Raw genomic sequence first — 24,500 nt, forward strand, 5'->3', positions numbered from 1 at the left:
ACCTGATCTCGACAAGCTCGATCACCGGTGGACCTGATCTCGACAAGCTCGATCATCGGTGGTCTTGATTTCGGCAGGCTCGATCATCGGTGGTCTTGATTTCGGCAGGCTCGATGACCGGTGGTCTTGATTTCGGCAGGCTCGGTCACCGGTGGTGTTGGTCTCGGCAGGCTCGGTCACCGGTGGTCCGTTGGTCGAGCTTGTCGAGACCCGTCCACCACGGGGTTGAGCACGCACCATTGGTGCGCGAACCGCAGTTGGCGCCGAGCCAGTACCAGCGAGGTTTCGTGGCTCTCGGAGATCACCGCAAGCAGACAACCCGCATCGAGGTCAGTGACCTCATACGGGACGTGCCGGGCGTCGATCTCGATCATGAGAACAGTCGATCAGAACCGCCCGACAGAACCGCCGAATCTAACCCCGGCCCGGTGGGCTCGCCCCAGCTGAAGGTGCTGCCAGCCCGGCGCGGCGGGCCTTCCGGCGGGCCCAGCCGCGCCGGATCAACCGGATCGCGAACCAGAGGAAGGCGAGCCCGAGGACCAGGAGGGTCGCTGCGATGCTGGCAGCGATCACCGGGTGTTCGATCGCGAACCAGACCACGGCAAGGACCACAACGTCTTCAGCAGTGCTGGCAAGTATGTTGGTGACCGGCTCGGGGGAGTTGTTGATCGCGAGTCGGCCGCCCATCTTCACGGCGTGCGACGCCAACGCCGTGCCGCCGCCCACGACGGCAGCGACCGCCCCGTTGAGGGAGTCGGCGTCGCCGGCGATCAGCACGCCGATGATGGCTCCGGTGGTCGGTCGGATCGCGGTGGAGATGGCGTCCCAGGTGGAGTCGATCGCCGGGATCTTGTCAGCGATGAATTCCATCGCGTAGAGGGCTCCGGCGATGGCGAGCACCGCCGGGTTGCCCAGCACATTGGGGATCTGGTCGTAGCCGCCCACCCGGTCCGCGATTCCCAGCACCAGGACCACGAGGTAAGCGTTGACCCCACTGGCCCAGCCGCTGGAGAAGACCAGAGCGAGCGACTCCATCTCAGCTGCCGGCCTGCTCGATGACCCGGGCCAGGGTCTCGGGGTCGCGGGCGATCACGGCGCTGCCGTCGTCGAGCGTGATGATCGGGCGCAGGATCAACCGCGGGTTCTCGACCAGCGTGGCGATCCAGGCGGGCCGGTTCTCGGCGTCCTTGGGTAGCGCGCGAAGCCCCACCTCCTTGGCCGCGGCGTCGCCGGTCCGGGCGACGTCCCACGGCTCGAGCCCGAGGCGGCCGAGTAGCTCGTCGAGCTCGGCGACCGTCGGGGGCTGGTCGAGGTAGCGGCGCTGGGTGTACTCGGCGCCCGCCTCGTCGAGCGTCGAGACGGCGGTGCGGCACTTCGAGCACGCGGGGTTGATCCAGATCTCCATCAGGCCACCTCAATTTCGGTTGCGCCGGTCATCGCCAGCAATTCGTCGTAGCTGGTCGAGAAGACCGCGGCCGGATGTCCGGCTGCGGCCCACACCACCTCATAGTTTCGGAGTTCGGTGTCGATCCAGGTCGGGATCGGTGCCGGGTGCGCCAACGGGGAGACGCCGCCGATCACTTGGCCGGTGTGGGTGCGGACGAACTCCGGGTCGGCGCGTCGCAGGATGCCGGTGTGCGCGGCGACCTTCGCAGTATCGACCCGGTGCCCGCCGCTGGTCAGGATCAGCACCGGAGTGCCGTCGGTGTGGAAGAGCAGGCTGTTGGCGATCGCCCCGACCGGGCAGCCCAGGGCCTCGGCAGCCAACGCAGCGGTGTGCACCGAGTCGGGGAGTATCCGGATCTCTCCGGTGCCGCCGGCAGCGTCGAGTGCGGCGGCGAACCGGGCCACGGAGGGATGCTCGACAGTCATGCCCGCATCGTAGGCCGCGAGTTCTGTCGGAGGGTGCTGAGAGGTTGCCAGAAGTTTCTGAGTGTCGGCCCTTGAGTGAGTCGGGAGGTGCCGGTACCGTGAGGATTGTTCGAACATGTGTTCGAGCCAGTGATCAAGGAGTCCACGATGGCGGTTTCAACCCTGGCAGTCACGCCGTACCTGCTGCCGGCGACCACGCATTCGTACTTGCAGCGCTCGGCGGAGTCGCTGCACGAGGCGATCACCGCCACCGACGCCGCTAGCCGGTACTCCTTCGCGCATGTCGCCGCATTGCGTGCGGCAGCGGCGCTGATCGCGGCCCGCTCGGTGCCGTCCGCCTCCGGACGGCGCCGCCAGCGGAACGCGTGGATCCTGCTCTCCGAGGCCGCCCCGGAGCTCGCCGACTGGAGCGGCTTCTTCGCTGCGGGTGCGGCGAAGCGTGCCGCTGCCGAGGCCGGCTCCACCCGGGCTGTCAGCCAGGCCGAGGCGGACGCGTTGGTCCGTTCCGCCGATCAGTTCTTGGCCGTGATCGAACAGGCGTTGGGTCTGGTACCCCATGTTTCGGCACAGAACGAATCGGCGTGGAGGGCTGAGCGCAGCGCCTGATTCCGCCGCGTAGGGTGGCGGCATGGTCGCTAGCGAACGTCGTAGTTCTGCCCGCTCCACTGCGCTCTGGGAGCGGCTTCAGCCGGTCGTGGAGAACGTCACGACCGTCCTGGATATCGGTGGCGGAACGGGTGGCCTGGCGGTACCCATCGCCGAACGCGGTGCGACCGTCCGGGTGATCGACCCCAGTCCCGATGCTCTTGCTGCCTTGGCTCGACGGGCTCAGGAGGCCGCTGTCTCCGACCGTGTGGTTGGTCAGCAGGGTGACGTCTTCGCGCTCGACTCGCTGGTGGAGGCGGGCACCGTCGACGTCGTGCTCTGCCACGGCGTCCTCGACGTCGTCGGCGAACCCGCTCGCGGCCTCCAGCAGATCGCGACCGCCCTCAAGCCTGGTGGAGTGATCAGCCTGGTGCTGGCCCAGCGGCATGCCGCCGTGATCGCGCGGGCGATGGCCGGCCACTTCGCCCAGGCCGCGGGTCTCCTCGACGGCCTCGGCGAGGCGACGACGGGCCGCGGCGTCCGGCACCGTTACACCGCAGAGCAGGCGGGGGAGTTGCTGGCCGCGGCCGGGTTCGAGGTCACCGGGATCCAGGGCCTCCGGGTCTTCGCCGACCTCGTCCCGGGCTCGTTGATCGACCTCGAGCCGGGCTCGGCGTCCGCGCTCCAGGAGTTGGAGCGAGCGGTAGCGGACCGCCCCGAGTATCTACCGCTGGCCAGCCAGGTCCACCTGCTGGCGCAGAAGCGGTGAGAATTTCCTAGGTGCGGCTACCGCCTTTGCATCACCCTGCCTAGACTTGGGGGTGATGGCCCGCCAGTCGACTGCGGGGAAGTTCACCGGGAGGAACCAGTGCCACTCTCCGAAGAGGAGTTGAGACTGCTCGAGCAGATGGAGCGCGCCCTCTCTGAAGAGGACCCGAAGTTCGCCTCCACGCTGCGCGGCACGTCGTTGCGTCACGCTGCTCGTCGCCGGGCTGTCATCGCCGGCGTCATCTTCGTTCTCGGGATCGTCGTGCTGATGACCGGCGCGATCACAGAGATGATCGTGGTCGGTGTCATCGGCTTCGTGGTCATGCTGGCCGCGGCGATGGTGGGTCTTACCGCGTTGCGCGGGCAGAACGCCGCCCCTGCCGCACAGGCCCCGCGCACCACCCGACACGAAGGCTTCAGCATCCTGGACGGCGGTCGCGCGTCCCGCGGCCGTAAGCGCGGCTCCGACGGTTCCTTCATGGAACGCATGGAGGAGCGCTGGCGCAAGCGCCGCGACCAGGGCTTCTGAGCTCGACCGACACCAACGAACCGACCATCTGCTCAGGTGAGCAGGTGGTCGTTCCTGTCTTCGGCGCTCTCCTCGTCCATGGCCGGCTCGGTGACCCCGCCCTTCGCGGCGGTGCGTCGCAGCACGGAGCGCGGGAACCAGTGGGCGCGGCGCCGCATCCGCGGAGCGACACCGGCGATCAGCGCGGCGCTGACCTCGTCGGTCAGCGCGCGCACGGTGGCGGCATCGGTCTGGTCGGCGGTCGAGGCATAGCGGCTGCGCTCCACCATGCCGACGATCTCGGCAAGCGCGGCCGCTGCCTCGGGCGCCACCTGTGGCCCGGTCCCGGGCCGCGCGGAGGTGTTGCCGACGGCGCCCAGCCAGGAGCGCAGGTAGGCGCCGGTGACCCGCGGCGAGGTCCCTTCTGGCCACTCGCGCCCGACGTCGATCACGGTGTCGCGCAGTTCGGCCCAGGCTGCCTCGGCGGGTGAACCCGCGTCGGCGGCTGCCCAGCGGCGCTCGCGGCGCCGACTCCGAAGCCAACGCGGGGCGAGTGCTGCCCCGGCGAGGAGGACGAGGATGGCCGGAACAAGCAGCCACCAGGCCCGGTTCCTCTCGTCCTGGGTCGGGGCCTTGGTGCTCTCCACCGGGGCCGGGTCGCGAGGGGCGGCCGTAGGTGCCCGGCTCGGCTGGTTGGGCTGGGCGGACGCCGAGCTGCTCGGCTCGGCCGACGGCGTGTTCCGCGGCGGCGCCACCTCGAACTCGGTGTACTCGGGTACGGCGGTCGCCCGGCTGGCCGGGGTCGGCTCGAAGGCGACCCAGCCGGCGTCCTCGAAGTAGAGCTCGGGCCAAGCGTGGAGGTCGTGGCTGGTGAAGACCCAGTTGTTGGTGGAGAGGTTGTCGGCGCTCAGGAAACCGACGGAGACGCGGGCCGGAATGCCGAGGCTGCGCGCCATGATCGCCATCGCCGAGGCGAACTGCTCGCAGTAGCCGACCCGCCCGTCGGGGGAGAGGAAGTGCTCCAGCGCGAGGTTGCCACTGCCGAAGCTCTTGTCATCGGGGTGCAACGAGTAGGTGAAGTTGGCCGGGTCCCGGAACCACTGCTGCAGGGCGACTGCCTTGCGATAGGCCGTCGTCTCGTCCTCGGTGACGGCGTCAGCCAGGTCGCGGACGATCTGCGGCAGGTCTCCGGGCACGGTCGCATAGGTACGCACCAGGTCGCCGGGGGCTGGCGGCGCCTCGTCCAGCTGTTCCGCGGTGATGTCGACCTCGAGTTGCTCCAGGGAGTAGGCGAACTCGGCGGTGGTGATGTCGTTGTCGGCGGAGTGGATGTCGAGCACCTTGGCGTCGTAGCGCCAGTCGTCGCCGGCGGAGAGGCTCTGGGTCCGCAACGGCGTGGGCAGCCAGAGTGAGGCGAACTCCTTGGTGGCCCTCAGCTCCATCCGGGTGCTGGAGCTCGGCGTCGCGGCGTCGAGCCCGGTGGGGCTGGGCAGCTCGCCGTCCGCGGCGTTCTCTGCCGGGAGATCGCGGTCGCCCGGCGTCCAGGTGGCGCCGGTGTAGCGGGTCAGTGCGGCGATCCGGTAGTAGCTGGGGGCGTTGGTGCCGCGGACCTCCAGCAGCGGCACCTCGGCCTTGCGGACCAGATCGCGACGCAGATCGGTGATCGGGTTGGTGATCGTCACCTGGTTGTCGTTGCCGCCGCGGCCACCGAGTAGGTCGACCCCGGCGGTCGGGATGATCAGTGGGAGCGAGACCGCTGCCAGGATCGCCAGCGACCCGAGCGCGACGGGGTGCCGCCGGGCGGGATAGAGCGTGGTCGGCATGGTGTCGACCGAGGCGCCGAGGGCGCGGCCCCAGCGGTTGGCGCGGCTGGCTTCGTGGACGACCAGCATCAACAGGAACCCGGCCGCGCCGAGGATGAACACAGTCGCCGGTACTCCGCTCTCCAGGACGCTGACCGGCACCGTGTAGGCGGCCAGCAAGGGAAGCCCGGCGAGTGGCGGACGGCCGAGAGTGCAGGCGAACAGGTCGACCAGGAGATGGGTCAGCAACGCGAAGAGGACGAGTGCGATGGCGATCTGTGCCTCGTTGCTGGGCACCGGCGAGGCGAACTCGGCGATGTCGCCGAACGCGGTGTCGAGTCGTTCCACCACGGTCCGGATCGAACTTGGGGTCGGGAGCGGGGCGGAGCCCCAGCCCACGTTGAGGATCAGGAAGATGGCGAGCAGTTGACTTCCCATCACCAACATCAACGGGAAGCGCGCGACGCGGGCGAGAGCGCCGGCCAGGCTGACGATCGGCAGCCCGACGGCCAGTGGCATCAGGAAGTCGGAGGGCTGGTCGGTGAAACCGTTCCAGGACAGGAAGGTGAGCCAGCTGGTGAGGGCGGTGACGATCAGCAGCGGCAGTTGAGCGGTGCGGTTGAGGTTCAGGCTCATGGGGCACTCCGCTCGGCCACCGGCGCTCCGGTCGGGCGGTCGGCGCGCCGTCCGAGCTCCTGCCAGGCCGGCGCGAGGGCGTCGCCCGGGCGCAGGTCGATCGCCGCCCACCCCAGGCTGGAGAGCCAGGCTGCTCGACCCGCGGGGGCAGCGTTGCGCTGGGTCCAGGCGTTGACGTCGAGGGTCATCGCCAGCGGACGTCGTCCGCTGATCCGCATTCTGCGTAGCGCGCCGTGATCGTGGTCGTCGAGTTCGCCGAGGACGGCGATGAGCACGCCTTGGTGTCCGGCGTCGGCGATCCAGTCGGTGGCCAGGTGGGCGCGGCGGGTGGTCTCAAGCACGGCCAGCGCTTCCAGGATCGGACTGACGTCCTGGCCGCGGGAGCGGTCGTGCCAGACCGAGTTCGGGTCTTCGCCGTCGGCGGTGACGAGGCGAACGGTGAAGCCGCGTTGGGTCAGGTGGGCGGCGATCGACGCGGTGTGGGCGACCGCGGCTTCCAGGGAGGAGGCAGCGCCGGTGCCGCGGTGGGCGGTGGCGCGGTTGTCGAGGACCAGAGTGGCCCGTGACTGCCAGGGCTGTTCTTCGCGGCGCACCATCAACTCGCCGGTCCGGGCGCTGCTGCGCCAGTGCACCCGGCGCAGGTCGTCGCCGCGCCGGTACTCGCGGACCGAGACATCTTCGGCGCTACCGGTGGCGAAGGCGCGGGGGCGGTTGTCTCCGGCCCCGGTCCAGGCGCCACCGATCGGGATCGGTGGCAGCGGTGTGATCCGCGGCGTGACGACCAGGTTCGTGCTGGCGTGGAAGGAGCGACCCAGCTCCACCATCCCGAACGGGTCGTTGATCCGGACCAGGAGCGGGCCGATCACGAAGTTGCCGCGGACGTCGCTGCGTACCTGGTAGGTGGTGGTCCGGGGAGTCTGTGGCTTGAGCCCGTCGACGACGAACCGGGGACGGTTGCCCAGCGCGTAGGGGAGCTGATCCTCGACCAGGAGCAGCCCGGTTCTGATCCGGCCCTCGTTGCGCAGGGTGAGTTGCACGGTGGCCGGCGCCCCGGCGCTGACCAGGCCCGGACTGAGGGTGCGGCTGAGCGCGAGTTGATACCGGTTACGGCCGACCAGGACGGCGCAGAGCAGGGGGAGGGCGACCAGGAGGACTCCGACCCGGGTCAGCGCGGGTTGGCCGAGCACGATCGCACAGCAGATCGCGGTCAACCCGGCCGCCAGGAAAGAGCGGCCACGGCTGGTCAGCCCGGAGAGTCCTCGACGCACGGCTACCTCAGTGGGGTGCGGGAACCGGCACGGTGGCCAGGATCGTGTCCAGGATCTGGTGCGGGGTGTGGCCGCTCATGGTGGCCTCGACGCTCGGCATCAGACGGTGGGTGAGGACCGGGCGTGCCATCAACTGGACGTCGTCGGGCAGCACGTAGTCGCGGCCGCTGATCGCGGCGTGTGCCTTGGCCGCGCGGACCAGTTGCAGGGAGGCCCGCGGTGAGGCGCCGAGTAGCAGCGACGACGTCGCGCGGGTCGCTTCGGCGAGTGAGACCACGTAGCGGAGCACGGCGTCCGCGGCGTGGACGCCCGCGACGATCGAGATCAGCTTGGCGATCTCGGCGGTGTCGGTGACCGGCTCGAGGTCGTCGAGCGGGTTGGAGCGCGTGTGCGAAGCGAGCATCGCGATCTCGGCGGCGGCCGGCGGGTAGCCCATCGAGACCTTCGCCATGAACCGGTCCCGCTGTGCTTCGGGCAGCGCGTAGGTGCCCTCCATCTCGATCGGGTTCTGGGTGGCGACCACCATGAACGGCGACTCCAGCGGCCAGGTCTGGCCGTCGACGGTGACCTGGTGCTCCTCCATGCATTCGAGGAGCGCGGACTGGGTCTTGGGCGAAGCACGGTTGATCTCGTCGCCGACCACGATGTTGGCGAAGATCCCGCCGGGCCGGAACTCGAACTGGCGGTTCTCCTGGTTGTAGACGCTGACGCCGGTCAGGTCGGAGGGCAGCAGGTCCGGGGTGAACTGGATCCGGCGCACGGTGGCGTCCACGGAGCGCGCCAACGCCTTACTGAGCATGGTCTTTCCGACTCCGGGCACGTCCTCGATCAGCAGGTGGCCCTGAGCGAGGAGGACGGTGACCGCGGTCCGGGCGACCTCGCTCTTGCCTTCGATGACCTGCTCGATGCTCTCGCGAATCCGGGTCGCCACCCGGGCTACCGCACCGACGTCGCCTGCCTGCGCCTCCACCTTGCCTCCGCTCACTGTTCAACCGTTGTGCCCAGTCAACCGTATGGGAGGTCGCGAGGGCAGGGGAGTGGTGCTCCGGAGGCCTTCCTCCACGGTCCTCCACCTTTCCCTCCACTTTCCTCCACCTCTGCTCGAAATGGGAGGGGCCCAGGCGTGGCGCTGGCGCACCGAGCGCCCTCGTGAGCGGGAAACGACGCGCCGACGTCGATCTGCGGGTTTCCGGCTTCTCCGCCTGTTTCAGGCGTGGAAGGGGAGCGAAACGCGCCCCGCCATGGTTGACGGTGGGGAGATGTGGAGTAAAGTGGGGCGCAGTGGAGGAAAAGTGGGCTGAAGGGGTGAGGCCAGGTGTTCTTTGGCACCTACACCCCCAAGCTCGATGACAAAGGTCGGCTTTTCCTTCCGGCGAAGTTCAGGGACGAGTTGGCGGAGGGTCTTGTGATCACACGAGGACAGGAGCGCTGTCTGACTGTGTGGTCGATGGAGGACTTCGGCCGACTCACTGAGCGGCTCCGCGAGGCGCCGGTCACCAACAAAGGCGCACGGGACTACGTGCGCATGCTCTTCGCCGCAGCTTCACAAGAGGTTCCCGACAAGCAGGGGCGAGTCAGCATCGCGCCGGTACTGCGGGAGTACGCCTCGATTGAGCGAGACGTGATGGTCATCGGAGCGATGAACCGGATCGAGATCTGGGACCCGACTGCCTGGCAGAGCTACTCCGCCGAGCAGGAGGAGAAGTTCGCCGAGATCAGCGATGAGGTCTTCCCCGGCTTCTGAGCTGAGCCCACAACACAAGAACTGGATTCACCGCGCGAGGTCTCGAGCCCGCTCTCAAGCCTTCTGGGGCACCTTCCCCGGTTCCAGACGGCGTCTTCCCCCAAGGGGGCGGGCAGGGACCTGGCGTTGTGAATCTTTCGGTGACACCAGTCGGCATCTCGATGCGGTCACCCCACCAACCAGCCACTCTCTCTCAGTAAAGGTCCAGTCAGATGAACCCCAGCGTCAGCGGATCACCGCACGGGGAACAGCCACGCCACGTCCCGGTCATGCTCGACCGGGTGGTCGAGCTGCTGGCTCCCGCGCTGGCCGCGGACGGCGCCGTCGTCATCGACGCCACCCTGGGCCTGGGCGGACACAGCGAGGCACTGCTGACGGCGTTCCCGAACGCCCGGCTGATCGGCATCGACCGTGATCTGCACGCACTCGAACTCTCCGGACGGCGGCTCGCGCCGTTCGGAGACCGGGCCACCCTGGTCCACGCCGTCTACGACGAGATCCCCGACGTGCTGGCCGATCTCGGCCTGAGCTCGGTCAACGGGGTGCTCTTCGACCTCGGCGTCTCGTCGATGCAGTTGGACGAGGCCGACCGCGGCTTCGCCTACTCCCAGGACGCGCCGCTGGACATGCGGATGGACGACTCGCGCGGGATCACCGCTGCCGAGGTGCTCAACACCTACGACGCGCCGGCGTTGGCCCGGATCCTGCGGGTCTACGGCGAGGAGAAGTTCGCCAAACGGATCGCGGACCGGGTCGTGGAGGCCCGGGAGGCCGAGCCGTTCACCACCTCCGGCCGCCTCGTCGAACTGCTCTACGACGCGATCCCGGCACCGGCCAGACGGACCGGCGGGCATCCCGCCAAACGGACCTTCCAGGCCCTGCGGATCGAGGTGAACGACGAGCTGCAGGTGCTGTCCCGGGCGATGCCCGCGGCGCTGGACGCCGTCAGCGTGGGTGGCCGCGTCGTCGTCGAGTCCTACCAATCCCTGGAGGACCGGATGGTGAAGCAGGCCTTCACCGCGGTCACCACCACCGACGTCCCGCCGGACCTGCCGTTCGTCCCTGAGGAGCTGCAGCCGCGCTTCGTCAACGTCACCCGAGGCGCGGAGAAGGCCCGGGAACCAGAACTGACCGATAACCCGCGTGCCGCCTCCGTGCGGTTGCGCGCCGTGGAGCGAACTCGAGGAGATGCAGCATGAACTCGCCCTTGCCGCAGAGCCGAGTACGCGTCCAACGGATTGCCGAAGCTGCGGTCGAGAGGGCGCGGCTGACGGTTGTTCCCCGGGTGCGCGCGCGCACCCCGCGGTTCCCGTTCGTGATCATGGTCTCGATGCTGCTGGTCGCAGGTGTGGTCGGGCTGTTGATGTTCAACACCACGATGCAGCAGAACTCCTTCACCGCAACCGACCTGGAGAAACAGGCCGGTCAGCTCGCGGCTCGGCGGGAGGGCCTGCAGATGGACCTCGACGCCCTCAACGCTCCGCAGCGGATCGCGCAGCGGGCCGGCGAGCTTGGCATGGTCCAAGGACCGACGCCGGCCTTCATCGACCTTCGGCAGGGCAAGGTGACGGGTGGAGCGGCGACGCCGGCCGACGCCACCTTGGCCTTCCCGATCGAGAGCCCGCCCGCGAAGAAGCCGAAGGTGCTGAGCCCGGACCCGAAGATCAAGTACGTCGACCCGACGCCGAGTGAGACCCGCCACCGCGACACGGGGCGCAGGTCATCGGATCGGGACTCCGCGGCAGGTAGTAATGAGACGCAGACCAACCCCTCAGGAGACCGGAGCAACCGTTGAGCCGCTTGGCCCAATCCCGCCGCGAAGCTAGCGGATCGGCGATGTTCCGGCTGCGGATCGGCTTCATCGTGATTGCGATGGTGCTCTCCTTCTTCGGTGCCCGTCTGGTGCAGTTGCAGGCGATCGACCCCAAGTCCTATGCCGCGATGGCGAAGCGGGACGGCGTTCAGACCGTCGAGCTGCCGGCCGAGCGTGGGGCGATCGTCGACCGGACCGGCATCGAGTTGGCCGCCTCGGTCGACGGGATGATGGTGATCGGCGACCCGGAGTTGGCGCGTGACGACGCCCCGCAGATCGCCCGGATCCTGGTCGAGGAACTCGGCCTCGACTATGTCTCCACCCTGGAACGGCTCCGCAAGAGCGGAACCCGCTACCAGTACCTGGCCCGCCGGGTCCCGGCGACCAAGGCCGAGGCTGCGCTCAAGGTGATCAAGGACCGCGGGTTCAAGGGCATCACCGTCGACCGTGACCCGATGCGCAACTACCCGAGCAACGACGTCGCCGCCAACCTGATCGGCTTCTTGGGCGAGGACGAACCGCTCCGCGGCATGGAACGTACCTTCGACGGGCAGTTGGCGGGCACCGACGGCAAGGCCACCTACGAGGTGGGCGCCGGCTACCGGATCCCGCTCGGGGAGAGCACCACCGTCAAGCCCAAGAACGGTGAGACGTTGCAGCTCACCATCGACCGCGACGTCCAGTACTACACCCAGCGCGCGTTGGCCGCAGCGGTCCGCAAGGCCGGAGCCGAGTCTGGCCGGGCCGTGGTGCTCGACACCAAGACCGGTCAGACGCTGGCTCTCGCCGACGTACCGACCTTCAACGCCAACAAGCCGTTCGAGGGCACCAAGAAGGGTGACCTCGGCGCCCGTTCGCTCTCCAACCCCTACGAGCCCGGCTCGGTGCAGAAGGCGTTGACCTTCGCGGCGTTGATCGATGCCGGGAAGGTGAGCGCCCGGACCCGGATCGTTGTGCCCAGTGAGCTCAAGCGGCCCGGCGCCGCGCCGATCGGTGACCACTGGGACCACGACAAGATCAAGCTGACAGCGGCCGGCGTGTTGGCGAAGTCGTCGAACATCGGCACCGTGATCGCGGCCAAGCGGCTGGAGAGCACCACCCTCTACGACTACCTGCGGGCGTTCGGTCTCGGCTCGAAGACCGGGATCGGGGTCCCCGGTGAGACCGCCGGCGTCGTCGCCGACGGCTCCACCTGGAGCTCCGGCACCCACGACACGATCGCGTTCGGTCAGGGTCTGAACGTCAACGCCATGCAGATGGCGGCAGCGATCAACACCATCGCCAACGGCGGTACCTACGTCTCGCCCAGCCTGGTGATGGGCCGCGCGACCACCGACACCGGACAGCAGGTCGGCACCGATGAGGTGAAGACGCGCCGGGTGGTCAGCGAGGACGCTGCCCGCCAGACCACAGAGATGATGGAACTGGTCACCGCTGAAGGTGAGGCCGGTTCCGCTGCCGCGGTGCCCAACTACCGGGTGGCGGGCAAGACCGGGACCGCCCAGCGGGTCGGCAAGACCTGCCGCTGCTACGACGGCACCTTCACCGTCTCCTTCGCCGGATTCGCTCCGGCCGACGACGCCCGGTTCACCGTCTACGTGGTGATCGACGGACCGACCAACGGCATGGGCGGCGGCGGCAACGCAGGACCGGTCTTCAAGCAGGTGATGACCTACCTCCTCGGGAAGTACGGCGTGAAGCCGACCGGCACCACGCCGTCGACACTGCCTATTGAGTGGTGAACGGGTAACCTCACGTCGTGGTGAACACCGCAGATCTCAACAGCACGCGCCCCTCCCGACCTCAGCAGACTCCGCTGAGTGGCTTGGGGGCTGAACTCGGCGAATCCGCCGCTGGACCCGGTGATCCGCTGATCACCGGCGTCACCCTCAGCTCGCAACGGGTGTTGCCGGGAGACCTCTACGCAGCGCTTCGGGGCGCTCGGGTGCACGGCGCCCGGTTCGCGGCCGACGCCGTCGCCGCTGGGGCCGTCGCCGTCCTCACCGACGCCGCGGGAGCTGCCCTGGCCGGTGAGCTCGGTGTCCCCGTCCTCGTCGTCACCGAACCGCGCAACGTGCTCGGCCAGATCGCCGCCACCGTCTACGGTCGCCCGACCGAGTCGATGCGGATGATCGGGGTGACCGGTACCCAGGGCAAGACCACGACCACCCGGTTGGTCGAGCTCGCGCTCTCCAGAGCGGGCGTTCGCGCCGGTGTCGTGGGCACGGTCGGTACCCGGATCGCCGGCGCCGATGTCGCCACCGCGCTGACCACCCCAGAGGCGCCCGACCTGCACGCTCTCTTCGCCAGGATGGTGGAGCAGCAGGTGGAGACCTGCGCGATGGAGGTCTCCAGCCATGCGTTGGTGCTGCGTCGGGTCGACGGGATCCGCTTCGACATCGCGGTCTTCACCAACCTCGGCCGTGACCACCTCGACTTCCACGCCGACGTCGAGGAGTACTTCGCGGCCAAGGCCGAACTCTTCACCCCGGCGCGCACCAAGCGCGCCCTGGTCAACGTCGACGACGAGCACGGCCGACGGTTGTTGGCCGAGGCCCAGGTGCCGACCCTGACCTTCTCGATCACCGGTCGTGACGCCGACTGGCAGGCCGTCGATCTGGACGCCGGTCCGGCTGGCACCGCGTTCACCCTCCGCGGGCCGAACGGCGTCGACGTGCGGACCTTCGTGCCGATCCCCGGTGACTTCAACGTGGCCAACGCCCTGGCCGGACTCGCGGCCGCGATCGAAGTCGGTCACGACGCTGAACAGCTGGCCGCCGGGCTGGCTGCCGCGGGTGGCGTACCCGGGCGGTTGGAGCGGGTCGACGTCGGCGCCGACTACGAGGTGGTCGTCGACTACGCCCACAAGCCGGATGCGATCGAGGCGGCGCTACGTACCCTGCGGCCGTTGGCGAGCGGCAGGCTGATCCTGGTGATCGGCGCCGGCGGCGACCGGGACCGCGGCAAGCGCCCGCTGATGGGAGAGATCTCCGCCCGTCTCGCCGACGTCGTGGTCGTCACCGACGACAACCCGCGTACCGAGGAGCCGGCTGCGATCCGCGCCGAGGTGCTGGCTGGTGCGTCCGGTGGGCTGGCCGAGGTCCGCGAGATCGGCGAACGCCGGGCCGCGATCCGGGCGGCACTCGACCTCGCCACCGCGGGCGACATCGTGGTGGTGGCAGGCAAGGGACACGAGACAGGACAAGAGATCAACGGTGTGGTGCATCCGTTCGACGACCGCGAGGTCGTCCGTGAGGAGGCCGGACGATGATCCCGTTCAGCCTTGCTGAGATCGCCGCGGCTACCGGCGGCACCGTCGTCGGTGACGCCGACGTGGTTGTCTCCGCCCCCGCGGTCGTCGACAGCCGGCTGGCCACCGCTGGTGCGCTCTTCGTCGCCGTTCCGGGCGAGCATGTCGACGGACACGATTTCGCCGACGCGGCCGGTGCCAACGGTGCCGTCGCCGTCCTCGGCACCAGGGCGACCGGGCTGCCGACGGTCGTGGTCGCCGACCCGGTAAGGGCACTGGGTCGCCTCGCCCGCGCGGTGCGCGACCGGTTGCCCCAGCTCACCGTGGTCGCGATGACCGGCTCCCAGGGCAAGACCGGTACCAAGGACTACCTCGCCCAGATCCTGGCCACCGACGGGCCCACCGTCGCCACTGCCGGCAACTTCAACAACGAGCTCGGCGTCCCGCTGACGGTGCTCCGCGCCGAACCGGAGACCCGGTACCTGGTCGTCGAGATGGGTGCCCGCGGACTGGGGCACATCGACGAGCTCTGCGAGATCGCGCGTCCGCAGATCGGTGCCGTGCTCAACGTGGGGTCGGCCCATGCCAGCGAGTTCGGCTCCTTGGAGGTGACCGCGCAGGCCAAAGGCGAGCTGATCGCCGCCCTGCCGGCCACGGGCACCGCCGTCATCAATACGGCCGACGGACGGACCCGGGTGGGACTGGCGGCAGCGTCGGTCGGCGCGGTGCTCGGCTTCGGCGAGGAACCTGGCGGCGATCCACTGCTCGACGGTGCCGTCACCTGGCGTGAGGTGCACTACGACGACCTCGGCCGACCCAGGACCGCACTGCGTTACGGTGCCGAGACGGCCGAGCTCGTGCTGCGCCAGATCGGCACCCATCAGGTGAGCAACGCGGCCGCCGCCGCAGCCCTGGCGCTGGCCGCCGGGCTCCACTTCGATGACATCGTCGCGGCACTCAACCAGGCCACCCGGCTCTCGCGTTGGCGGATGGAGCTGACCGAGCGCGCAGACGGACTCGTGATCCTCAACGACGCCTACAACGCCAACCCCGACTCGATGACCGAGGCGCTGCACACCCTGCACGAGATCGGTCTCCGCAGCGGTCGCCGCACGGTCGCGGTGCTGGGGGAGATGAAGGAGTTGGGCGCCGAGAGTGACGCCCTGCACGCCTCCATTGGCTCCATCGCGATGCGGACCGGTATCGACGTCCTCGTCGTCATCGGTGCGGGCGCGGCTCCGATTGCGGCTGAAGCGGCGAGAATCACATCGGAGCCTGGTTCCGTCGTGTCCGTCGCCGACCGGGCCGAGGCTCTGGCATGGTTGCGCGAGAAGACGGGCGCTCGCGACGTAGTGCTGGTCAAAGCGTCCAGGTCGGCTGGGCTGGAAAGCGTGGCCGAAGGCCTGGCGGAGGAGGAAACCAGATGATTGCGGTCCTGCTTGGCGGTGGGGTGTCGCTCATCCTGTCGCTGCTGGGCACGCGTTACGCGATCCGAGTGCTGTCGTCCAAGGGCTACGGTCAAGAGATCCGCGAAGACGGACCCACCACGCACCACACCAAGCGCGGTACGCCCACGATGGGCGGGATCGTGATGATCGCCTCCACCGTGATCGCGTACGCCGTCGCCAAGTTGGTGACCGGCCAGATGCCGAGCGCATCTGCCCTGCTGCTGCTCTTCCTCTTCGTGGGGATGGGCACCGTCGGCTTCCTCGACGACTTCATCAAGATCTACAAGCAGCGCAACCTCGGTCTGCGCAGCAAGGCCAAGATGATCGGCCAGACCGTGATCGCGCTGACCTTCGGTGCGCTGGCGCTCTCGCCCTGGCTGGAGGACGAGCGCGGTCAGACGCCGGCTTCGCGGCACCTCTCCTTCCTGCGCGACTACGACCAGTGGACGCTGCCGGTGGTTCTGGTGTTGCTGCTGATCTGGCTCTTCGTCACCGGATTCAGCAACGCGGTCAACCTCACCGATGGGCTCGACGGCCTGGCTGCCGGAGCCTCGATGATGGTCTTCGGTGCCTACACGTTGGTGAACATCTGGCAGGCGAACCAGTGGTGCGGCCAGCAGAACATCTCCTACGGACAGTGCTACGAGGTCCGTGACCCGCTCGACCTCGCGGTGGTGGCGGCGGCGTTGACCGGTGCTTGTTTCGGCTTCCTGTGGTGGAACGCCTCCCCGGCTCAGATCTTCATGGGCGACACCGGTTCGCTCTCGCTCGGCGGCGCGATGGCCGGCTTCGCGATCCTGAGCCGGACCGAGCTGCTGCTCGCCGTCCTCGGCGGCCTCTTCGTGATCGTCACCCTGTCGGTGATGATCCAGGTCGGCTTCTTCAAAGCCTCGACGCATAGCGGTGCGATCCGCAAAGTCTTCCGAGTGGAGAAGGGGCACCGGGTCTTCCGGATGGCCCCGATCCACCACCACTTCGAGATGCTCGGTTGGGAACAGGTCACCGTGGTGATCCGGTTCTGGATCATCACCGGCCTCTTCGTCGGCGCAGGCATGGGCATCTTCTACGCAGAATGGGTGGCTGGCACCTGATGGACCTGCAGAACCTCGGTCGTCATAGTTCGTGGGACGGCGTCCGCGCCGTCGTCGCGGGCTTCGGGGTGTCGGGTGCCGCGGCTGCCGACAACCTGCTCTTCCTCGGAGCTCAGGTGACCGCACTCGACGAACGCGTCGACGTCGACGTCGAGCGCGCCGAACTGCTGGAGACCCTGGGCGCCACCTTCCGGCTGGGGGAGGGGAGCACGGCGGTACTGCCCGACGACGTCGACCTCGTCGTCACCTCACCGGGTTGGCGCCCCGACGCGCCCCTGCTCGCCCAGGCGGCGGCCCGTGGCATCCCGATCTGGGGCGAGGTCGAACTGGCCTGGAGGCTGCGCGACCCGGAGACGGCGGCACCCTGGTTGGCGATCACCGGCACCAACGGCAAGACCACGACCGTGCAGATGCTGAACTCGATCCTGGCCGCCGCCGGCAAGCGGACCCTGGCGGTCGGCAATGTCGGCGTGCCGATCGTGGAAGCGGTGATGGACCCGACGCCGTACGACGTGCTCGCCGTCGAACTCTCCAGCTTCCAACTGCACTGGAGCTCGTCGATGCAGGCCGAGTCCGCGGCGGTGCTGAACCTCGCCGAGGACCACCTCGACTGGTACACCGGCAGCGACGCGATGGCCGCCTACGCCCGGGACAAGGCCAAGATCTACCACCAGGTCGAGCGGGCCTGCATCTACAACGTGAACGACCCGCAGACCGAGCAGATGGTGATCGACGCCGACGTCCAGGAGGGCGCTCGGGCGATCGGATTCACCCTCGGCATGCCCGGCGTCGGGATGCTCGGCCTGGTCGAGGACATCCTGGTCGACCGTGCCTTCATCGAGGAACGGGCGACCAGCGCCGCCGAGCTGTGCACCATCTCGGACCTCGCCTCGCCCGCCCCGCACTTCGTCGCCAACGCCCTGGCCGCCGCTGCGCTGGCCCGCTCGCACGGCGTCTCGCGGACCGCGATCCGCGACGGCCTGATCGCGTTCCGGCCCGACGGGCACCGGATCGCCACGGTCGCGCAGCACAACGGCGTCACCTATGTCGACGACTCCAAGGCGACCAACCCGCACGCGGCCCGCTCCTCGCTGGCCGCCTACGAGTCGGTGGTCTGGATCGCCGGCGGCCTGGCCAAGGGGGCTCGCTTCGACGAGTTGGTCGCCGCGATGGGTGGGCGGCTGCGCGCCGCCGTCCTGATCGGTGCCGACCGTGAGCTGATCGCCGAGGCCCTTTCGCGACACGCTCCCGATGTGCCCGTCATCGTCCTCGGCGACGGCGAGACTGGAGCAGACAGCATCATGGAGCGCGCCGTCGCAGCTGCCGCGGAACTGGCCCAGGCCGGGGACACGGTTCTGCTGGCGCCGGGCTGCGCCTCCATGGACCAGTTCGCCAACTACGGCGAGCGGGGCGACAAGTTTGCCGAAGCGGTGCGCCGACTCGGTGGCTGACCAGAGAGGGCGGGGCGTGGCGAGTACGACGTCGCAGCGACCGGCCTCGGCATCGCGTTTCCGGATGCCAGCCTGGTTGCAGTCCCTGCGGTCCGCGATCGAACACCCGCTGGCCGCCTACTACATGCTGCTGGGTGCCTCGGCCCTGCTGCTCACCATCGGCATGATCATGGTGCTCTCGGCGTCCAGCGTGCACGCCTACAGCACCTATGGCGACTCCTACGCGGTGGTGAAGCGTCAGTTGATGTGGGTCGGCATCGGCCTCCCGCTGGCGTTCATCGCCTCCCGGATGCCGCAGCGACTGCTCCGGGGGCTCACCTGGCCGGCGCTCGGCATCGCGTTGCTGCTGCTCGCGTTGACCAAGACACCGCTCGGCGTCTCGGTCAACGGCAACACCAACTGGCTGGCGCTCGGACCGATCCAGATCCAGCCGTCCGAGGTCGCCAAGCTGGCCGTGGTCCTGTGGGCCGCGCATGTTTTCGCGATCAAGGAGCGGCGTCTCAACGACTGGCGTGAGGTCGCCGTCCCGGTGGTGCCGGGCGTGCTGGCGGTGGCGCTGCTGGTGGTCTGGCAGAACGACCTCGGTACCGCACTGGTGGTCTTCGCGATCCTGCTGGCGCTGCTGTGGGCGGTCGGCGTCCCGATGCGGCTCTTCGCCTTCGCGTTGACGGTGGTGGGCGTCGGTGTCTTCTATCTGGCGGCGACCAACAGCGAGCGCCGTCAACGACTCTTCAACTTCGTAGACCCGTTCAAGGAGTACCACGACGCGGGCTGGCAGCCGGCCCACGGCCTCTACGCGCTCTCCAGCGGCGGGGTCTTCGGCCAGGGGATCGGCGCCTCTCAGCAGAAGTGGGGTGACCTCCCCGAGGCCCACACCGACTTCATCTTCGCGGTGCTCGGCGAAGAGCTCGGCCTGGTCGGCACCTTGTTGGTCCTTGCCCTCTTCCTGACCATCGCCTATGCCGCGATCCGGATCGCAACCCACACCAGCGACCCCTTCGTCCGCTACGCCTCCTTCGGCATCACCGTGTGGTTGATCGGCCAGATGATGATCAACGTCGGCATGGTGCTCGCGGTCCTGCCGGTGATCGGCATCCCGCTACCGTTGGTCTCCTACGGCGGCTCGGCGCTGCTGCCCTCCCTGATCGCCCTCGGCATCCTGATCGGCTTCGCCCGACGGGAACCGGAGGCGGCCCGGGCACTGGCGGCCCGCCGTCGCGGAGGCGCTGCCGGGCTCTCCGCGCGCTGAGACGAACCGGCGCCCCAGCTCTCTCTTCCGTCCCAACAACCTGATCCGACACGAGGCTCCAGATTGCGCGTTCTGCTCGCCGGTGGGGGTACCGCCGGCCACACCTCTCCCTTGCTCGCGACGGCCGATGCGATCCGTCGCCTCGAGCCGTCCGCTGAGATCACCTGCCTGGGGACACCCCGCGGGTTGGAGACGCGCGTGGTCCCCGAGGCCGGGTACCCGCTGGAGCTGATCCCGCCGGTGCCGCTGCCGCGCAAGCCCAACGCCGACTTCTTCCGGGTGCCCGCCCGATTGCGGGCCGCGGTCAAGCAGACGATGGACGTCTTCGATCGGGTCGACCCCGACGTGGTCGTCGGCTACGGCGGTTACGTCTCGATGCCCGCCTACCTGGCCGCGCGACGTCGCAAGCTGCCGTTGGTGATCCATGAGCAGAACGCTCTGCCGGGCCTCGCCAACCGGGTCGGATCGCGGTTCGCGGACCGGGTCGCGGTCAGTTTCCCCGACACCCCGCTCAAGGGCGGCGAGTTCGTCGGGTTGCCGATCCGGCGGATGATCAGCCAACTCGACCGGGTCGCGCTCCGCGCCGAGGCGCGGGAGTTCTTCGAGCTGGACGCCGAACGCCCCACTCTGCTGATCACCGGCGGTTCGCAAGGGGCTCGCCGGCTCAACCAGTCCGTCGCCGCCGCCGCGCCGGTGCTCGCCTCGGCCGGTATCCAGGTGTTGCATGTGGTCGGCCCGAAGGGGGAGGCCGAGGTGCGTGACTCCGGCGTGCCGTACCGGGTGTTGAACTTCGTGGACCGGATGGACCTCGCCTACGCCGCTGCCGACCTGGTGCTCTGCCGCTCCGGTGCCTCCAGCGTCACCGAGGCTGCCGCGACCGGGCTGCCGGCGATCTTCGTACCGCTGCCGATCGGTAACGGCGAGCAGGCCCAGAACGCGCGTCCGGTGGTCGAGGCAGGGGGTGCCCTGCTGATCGACGACGCCGAACTCTCCGCGGACTGGATCGCCGACACCGTTCCGGCGCTGCTGGGTGACCCGGCGCGGCTCGCCTCGATGGGGGCGGCAGCTGCCGCCCTGATCGGCCGGGACGCCGACGAGAAGCTGGCGAAGATCGTTCTGGAGGCGGCACGGTGAAGGTTCCGGTCCCCGAGGTGATGCTCCCGGCCGACCAGCTCGGCCGCGTCCACTTCATCGGCATCGGTGGCGCCGGCCTCTCGGCGATCGCCCGGATCATGCTCGCCCGTGGCATCGCCGTCTCCGGGAGCGACGGGGCCGGTTCGAAGACCCTGGACGCGCTTGCCGCGTTGGGTGCCCGGGTCCATGTCGGCCACGCGGCCGCGCAGGTCCACGACGTCGACACGGTGGTGGTCTCCACCGCGATCGCGGAGACCAACCCGGAGGTGCAGGAGGCCGAACGCCAAGGGCTGCGGCTGCTGCCGCGCTCGGCTGCGCTCGCCTCGGTGATGGCCGGACGGCGCACCATCGCGGTCGCCGGTACCCATGGCAAGACCACCACCACCTCACTGCTCACCGTCGCGCTGCAGGCGGCCGGGGTCGACCCGACCTACGCCATCGGCGGGGAGCTCACCAGTACCGGTGTCAATGCTGCCGTCGGCGCGGGCGACCTCTTCGTCGCCGAGGCCGACGAGAGCGACGGCGCCTTCCTGCACTACCAGCCGTTCGCCGCCGTGGTGACCAACGTCGACGCCGACCACCTCGACCAGTGGGGCACCGAAGAGGCGTACCAACAGGCGTTCACCGACTTCGTCGCCACCCTCGACCCGGCAGGGTTCCTTGTCGCCTGTGCGGACGACCCGGGCAGTGCGGTGCTGGCCGCCGCGGCTCGCGACGCTGGGCGCCGGGTGCTTCGCTACGGGATCGCCACGGACGACGACGCCGAAGACGGTCTCGACCTGGCCGCCCGCGACGTGCGCCACGACGGCACCCGGACCCGGTTCACCCTTCGGCGCGAGGGCCGCGATCTCGGCGAGGTCGAGCTGCAGATCCCGGGGCGCCACTATGTGCTGAACGCCCTTGCCGTGCTGGCGACCGGTGCCGAACTCGGGCTCGAACTGGAGCCGCTGATCGCCGGGCTCGGCCAGTTCAGTGGCACCCGTCGCCGGATGGAGGCGAAGGGCACAGCTGCCGGCGTCCGGGTCTACGACAGCTACGCGCACCACCCGAGCGAGATCCGCGGCGACCTGCAGGCGGCTCGCGAGGTGGCCGGCTCAGGACGACTGATCGTGGCGTTCCAGCCGCACCTGGTCTCGCGGACCCGGATCTTCGGTGCGCAGATGGCCCAAGAGTTGGGGGCTGCCGACGAGGTGGTGGTCTGTGAGATCTACCTGGCCCGCGAGGCGGCTGATCCCCAGGTGAGCGGCCGTGCCATCGCGGAGGCGGTCCCGCTCGCACCGGAGTGTGTCGGATTCGCCCCTGACCTGGAGACCGCTGCCCGCGAACTTGCAGCCCGGGCCCGTGCCGGTGACCTGGTGGTCACCCTCGGCGCGGGGGACATCACCACCGTCGGCCCGCGCGTCCTGGAACTGCTGGACAGCGACGATGCCTGAATGGCGGCGCCGCAGTAGCGTCGATGACTCGGAGGCGACGCGGCGTCGGTTCACCCGCCGTCAGTGGGCGCGTCGGTGGCGGCTCGGGCGGTTGTTGGCTGCGCTCGTTGCGCTCCTGATGGTGGTCGCGGTCGGGGTCTGGTTGGTCGCCTACTCCAGCGTGCTGGGGGTGAAGCGGGTGGACGTCCAGGGCAATGACTTCGTCACCGACGCCGAGGTGCGGAGCTTGGTCCAGATCGACGACGGCGAGCCGCTGGCTCGCGTCGACATCGCTGCGGTGGCCTCTCGGATCGAGGAGTTGCCGGCGGTCAAGAGCGTCGACGTATCCCGGAAGTGGCCCAACGCGTTGTTGGTCCAGGTCCGCGAGCGGGACGTCGTCGCGGTGATCCAGGTCGGACAGCGCTATCGGGGGATGGACGAGACCGGGACCATGTTCCGCTCGTTCGCCCGCCTGCCCAAGGGTGTCCCGGTGATCCGGGCGACTGGTGAGCTGTCGGCGGAGGTCCGGGCCGAGGGTGCCTCGGTGGTCGGCGCGCTGCCGGCCAAGGTGGCTCGCCGCGTCGAGTATGTGGAGCTCCGCACCGTCGACCAGATCGACCTGGTCCTACGCGACGGCCGCAGCGTCGTCTGGGGGAGTGCCGAGGAGTCCGCCACCAAGGGCAAGGTCCTCGAGGTCCTGCTCGGCGAGGAGGGCACCACCCTCGACGTCAGCGTCCCCGGCAACCCCACCGTCAAGTAGCCCGAACCGTCACGCATACGCGCCGAACCGTCACGCATACGCGCCGAACCGTCAGGCGCACGTGCCGAACCGTCAGGCGCACGTGCCGAGGGCGCACAAATAGCACGCGAGAGTCGACCTTGGACGTCGTCCGCAACTCGCGGCTTCGCGTCGTTCCTGCGCCGCTGCCGAACGAAAAGCCCCTGAAACAAGCACATTGAGGGGCTTTTTGTCAGGGACTATCGGGATGTCGGCGTGTCGTAAGGGGTTTCGCTGCGCGTCATGCCTAATGTCTTCAGCATCGAGAGGTTGACATAACTATAACCCTTTAGTTCAGGGTTAGGGTTCACGGTTCGACTGATCGGTCTTCCCCGCCGCGGAGGGCGCCCTACCGGGTGGCACCGCACCAAGAACACAAGGCTGATCCAGTAACTCCGGACCAGCGCCAGCAGATGAACAAGACTCGACTCCCGCTCCTGGGGGCCGGGTGACACCGATCAGGAGAGGCACGCACCGCCGTGGCAGCAGCACAGAACTACCTGGCCATCATCAAGGTCGTGGGTATCGGTGGGGGTGGCGTCAACGCCGTCAACCGGATGATCGAGGTCGGACTCAAGGGTGTCGAGTTCATCGCGATCAACACCGATGCTCAGGCCCTGCTCATGAGCGACGCCGACGTCAAGCTCGACATCGGCCGTGAGCTCACCCGAGGACTCGGCGCCGGCGCCAACCCCGACGTGGGTGCCAAGGCTGCCGAGGACCACGGCGACGAGATCGAAGAGGTCCTCAAGGGCGCCGACATGGTGTTCGTGACCGCTGGCGAAGGCGGTGGCACCGGTACCGGCGGCGCGCCCGTGGTCGCCCGGATCGCCCGTTCGCTGGGTGCGCTGACGATCGGTGTGGTCACCCGCCCGTTCGCCTTCGAGGGACGCCGGCGGGCGAACTCCGCAGAAGAGGGCATCGCGCAGCTGCGCGAAGAGGTCGACACCCTCATCGTCATCCCCAACGACCGGCTGCTCTCGATCAGCGACCGCAGCGTCTCGATGCTGGACGCCTTCAAGCAGGCCGACCAGGTGCTGCTTCAGGGTGTCTCGGGGATCACCGACCTGATCACCACCCCGGGCCTGATCAACCTCGACTTCGCCGACGTCAAGTCGGTCATGTCCAACGCCGGTTCGGCGCTGATGGGCATCGGCTCGGCCCGTGGTGAGGACCGGTCGGTCGCTGCTGCCGAGATGGCCGTCTCCAGTCCGCTTCTCGAGGCGAGCATCGACGGCGCGCACGGCGTGCTGCTCTCCATCGCCGGCGGTTCGGACCTCGGCCTCTTCGAGATCAACGAGGCTGCCGCATTGGTCGCCGAGTCGGTGCACCCGGATGCCAACATCATCTTCGGTGCCACCATCGACGACGCCCTCGGCGACGAGGTCCGGGTCACCGTGATCGCGGCAGGCTTCGATGGCGGGATGCCCAAGCGTCGCGACGAGGGCACTGTCCTGCGTCGTCAGACCCAGCCGCAGCAGAGCCAGGCCGAGACCCGAGCTGCCGCGCAGGCGGTCGCCACCCAGCGCGCCGAGCAGACCCCGGCGGCACCCGCCGCTCCGGCCCAGCCCCAGCAGGCACAGCGCCCCGCGGCTCCAGCCAACCCGGCGCCCGCGGCCCCGCGCCAGGCGCCGCGTCAGGTGCAGTTCGACGACGACGATCTCGACGTCCCGGACTTCCTGAAGTAAGCC

23 protein-coding genes are annotated in these 24,500 nt (G+C 69.1%); 16 read left to right on the forward strand and 7 right to left on the reverse strand.

The window, feature by feature from the left end:
- Positions 1–176 precede the first annotated feature (176 nt).
- From ACLM5J_RS17710 to ACLM5J_RS17725, 4 genes are read right to left on the reverse strand one after another with little or no spacing between them, the layout of a single operon-like run.
- Positions 177–374, reverse strand: coding sequence for a hypothetical protein (locus ACLM5J_RS17710; protein ID WP_413657827.1), 198 nt, complete (start codon positions 372–374; stop codon positions 177–179).
- 40 nt (positions 375–414) lie between these two features.
- Entirely contained in the window at positions 415–1,035 is a 621-nt protein-coding gene (locus ACLM5J_RS17715) for a DUF4126 domain-containing protein (protein ID WP_413657828.1), read from the reverse strand.
- Between the two features lies 1 nt (position 1,036).
- On the reverse strand, positions 1,037–1,405 hold the full coding sequence (locus tag ACLM5J_RS17720) for an ArsC/Spx/MgsR family protein (protein ID WP_413657829.1): 369 nt from the start codon (positions 1,403–1,405) through the stop codon (positions 1,037–1,039).
- Positions 1,405–1,872, reverse strand: a complete 468-nt coding sequence (locus ACLM5J_RS17725; RefSeq protein WP_413657830.1) for a YbaK/EbsC family protein — start codon at positions 1,870–1,872, stop codon at positions 1,405–1,407. The genes ACLM5J_RS17720 and ACLM5J_RS17725 overlap by 1 nt, the downstream gene beginning before the upstream one ends.
- 147 nt (positions 1,873–2,019) lie before the next feature.
- Here ACLM5J_RS17725 and ACLM5J_RS17730 point away from each other — a divergent pair, with 147 nt between their 5' ends.
- From ACLM5J_RS17730 to ACLM5J_RS17740, 3 genes are all read left to right on the forward strand, one after another.
- Positions 2,020–2,478 carry an SAV_6107 family HEPN domain-containing protein gene (locus ACLM5J_RS17730; RefSeq protein WP_413657831.1) on the forward strand — a complete coding sequence of 153 codons (459 nt, stop codon included), beginning with the start codon at positions 2,020–2,022 and terminating at the stop codon, positions 2,476–2,478.
- Positions 2,479–2,500: 22 nt separating this feature from the next.
- Complete coding sequence (locus tag ACLM5J_RS17735; protein WP_413657832.1) at positions 2,501–3,226, forward strand: class I SAM-dependent methyltransferase; 726 nt, start codon at positions 2,501–2,503, stop codon at positions 3,224–3,226.
- Between the two features lie 99 nt (positions 3,227–3,325).
- Entirely contained in the window at positions 3,326–3,754 is a 429-nt protein-coding gene (locus ACLM5J_RS17740) for a DUF3040 domain-containing protein (RefSeq protein ID WP_413657833.1), read from the forward strand.
- Between the two features lie 32 nt (positions 3,755–3,786).
- On the opposite strand, the gene ACLM5J_RS17745 is transcribed toward ACLM5J_RS17740, so the two are convergent.
- From ACLM5J_RS17745 to ACLM5J_RS17755, 3 genes are read right to left on the reverse strand one after another with little or no spacing between them, the layout of a single operon-like run.
- Positions 3,787–6,171, reverse strand: coding sequence for a transglutaminaseTgpA domain-containing protein (locus ACLM5J_RS17745; protein ID WP_413657834.1), 2,385 nt, complete (start codon positions 6,169–6,171; stop codon positions 3,787–3,789).
- Positions 6,168–7,439 (reverse strand): DUF58 domain-containing protein, encoded by a 1,272-nt coding sequence (locus tag ACLM5J_RS17750; RefSeq protein WP_413657835.1) that lies wholly within the window; start codon positions 7,437–7,439, stop codon positions 6,168–6,170. The genes ACLM5J_RS17745 and ACLM5J_RS17750 overlap by 4 nt, the downstream gene beginning before the upstream one ends.
- A 7-nt stretch (positions 7,440–7,446) precedes the next feature.
- Positions 7,447–8,424, reverse strand: a complete 978-nt coding sequence (locus ACLM5J_RS17755) for an AAA family ATPase (protein ID WP_413657836.1) — start codon at positions 8,422–8,424, stop codon at positions 7,447–7,449.
- A gap of 330 nt (positions 8,425–8,754) precedes the next feature.
- Here ACLM5J_RS17755 and mraZ point away from each other — a divergent pair, with 330 nt between their 5' ends.
- The 13 genes from mraZ (at position 8,755) to ftsZ (ending at position 24,497) form a co-directional block, all read left to right on the forward strand.
- A complete protein-coding gene (mraZ, locus tag ACLM5J_RS17760; protein ID WP_413657837.1) occupies positions 8,755–9,183 on the forward strand; it encodes a division/cell wall cluster transcriptional repressor MraZ in 429 nt (142 codons plus the stop codon).
- A 212-nt stretch (positions 9,184–9,395) separates the two neighbouring features.
- Positions 9,396–10,382: a 16S rRNA (cytosine(1402)-N(4))-methyltransferase RsmH gene (gene rsmH, locus ACLM5J_RS17765; protein ID WP_413657838.1), complete on the forward strand. Its 987-nt coding sequence runs from the start codon at positions 9,396–9,398 to the stop codon at positions 10,380–10,382.
- On the forward strand, positions 10,379–10,978 hold the full coding sequence (locus ACLM5J_RS17770) for a hypothetical protein (protein WP_413657839.1): 600 nt from the start codon (positions 10,379–10,381) through the stop codon (positions 10,976–10,978). The genes rsmH and ACLM5J_RS17770 overlap by 4 nt, the downstream gene beginning before the upstream one ends.
- Before the next feature lie 41 nt (positions 10,979–11,019).
- Positions 11,020–12,738 (forward strand): peptidoglycan D,D-transpeptidase FtsI family protein, encoded by a 1,719-nt coding sequence (locus tag ACLM5J_RS17775; RefSeq protein ID WP_413657840.1) that lies wholly within the window; start codon positions 11,020–11,022, stop codon positions 12,736–12,738.
- A gap of 74 nt (positions 12,739–12,812) precedes the next feature.
- Entirely contained in the window at positions 12,813–14,267 is a 1,455-nt protein-coding gene (locus ACLM5J_RS17780) for a UDP-N-acetylmuramoyl-L-alanyl-D-glutamate--2,6-diaminopimelate ligase (RefSeq protein WP_413657944.1), read from the forward strand.
- The gene (locus ACLM5J_RS17785) at positions 14,264–15,673 is read left to right on the forward strand and encodes a UDP-N-acetylmuramoyl-tripeptide--D-alanyl-D-alanine ligase (protein WP_413657841.1); all 1,410 of its coding nucleotides are present in this window, start codon (positions 14,264–14,266) and stop codon (positions 15,671–15,673) included. The genes ACLM5J_RS17780 and ACLM5J_RS17785 overlap by 4 nt, the downstream gene beginning before the upstream one ends.
- Positions 15,670–16,785, forward strand: a complete 1,116-nt coding sequence (gene mraY / locus ACLM5J_RS17790) for a phospho-N-acetylmuramoyl-pentapeptide-transferase (protein WP_413657842.1) — start codon at positions 15,670–15,672, stop codon at positions 16,783–16,785. The genes ACLM5J_RS17785 and mraY overlap by 4 nt, the downstream gene beginning before the upstream one ends.
- Positions 16,767–18,236, forward strand: a complete 1,470-nt coding sequence (gene murD / locus ACLM5J_RS17795) for a UDP-N-acetylmuramoyl-L-alanine--D-glutamate ligase (protein ID WP_413657843.1) — start codon at positions 16,767–16,769, stop codon at positions 18,234–18,236. The genes mraY and murD overlap by 19 nt, the downstream gene beginning before the upstream one ends.
- A 64-nt stretch (positions 18,237–18,300) precedes the next feature.
- Positions 18,301–19,485, forward strand: a complete 1,185-nt coding sequence (gene ftsW / locus ACLM5J_RS17800) for a putative lipid II flippase FtsW (RefSeq protein WP_413657844.1) — start codon at positions 18,301–18,303, stop codon at positions 19,483–19,485.
- Between the two features lie 63 nt (positions 19,486–19,548).
- Entirely contained in the window at positions 19,549–20,619 is a 1,071-nt protein-coding gene (gene murG, locus ACLM5J_RS17805; protein WP_413657845.1) for an undecaprenyldiphospho-muramoylpentapeptide beta-N-acetylglucosaminyltransferase, read from the forward strand.
- Positions 20,616–22,052: a UDP-N-acetylmuramate--L-alanine ligase gene (gene murC, locus ACLM5J_RS17810; RefSeq protein WP_413657846.1), complete on the forward strand. Its 1,437-nt coding sequence runs from the start codon at positions 20,616–20,618 to the stop codon at positions 22,050–22,052. The genes murG and murC overlap by 4 nt, the downstream gene beginning before the upstream one ends.
- Positions 22,045–22,791, forward strand: coding sequence for a cell division protein FtsQ/DivIB (locus ACLM5J_RS17815; protein WP_413657847.1), 747 nt, complete (start codon positions 22,045–22,047; stop codon positions 22,789–22,791). The genes murC and ACLM5J_RS17815 overlap by 8 nt, the downstream gene beginning before the upstream one ends.
- Before the next feature lie 497 nt (positions 22,792–23,288).
- Positions 23,289–24,497: a cell division protein FtsZ gene (gene ftsZ, locus ACLM5J_RS17820; protein ID WP_413657848.1), complete on the forward strand. Its 1,209-nt coding sequence runs from the start codon at positions 23,289–23,291 to the stop codon at positions 24,495–24,497.
- The last annotated feature ends 3 nt before the right edge of the window (positions 24,498–24,500 follow it).

The sequence above is a fragment of the Nocardioides sp. Bht2 genome (assembly GCF_047308515.1).
In the GTDB taxonomy this organism is placed as follows: Bacteria; Actinomycetota; Actinomycetes; order Propionibacteriales; family Nocardioidaceae; genus Nocardioides.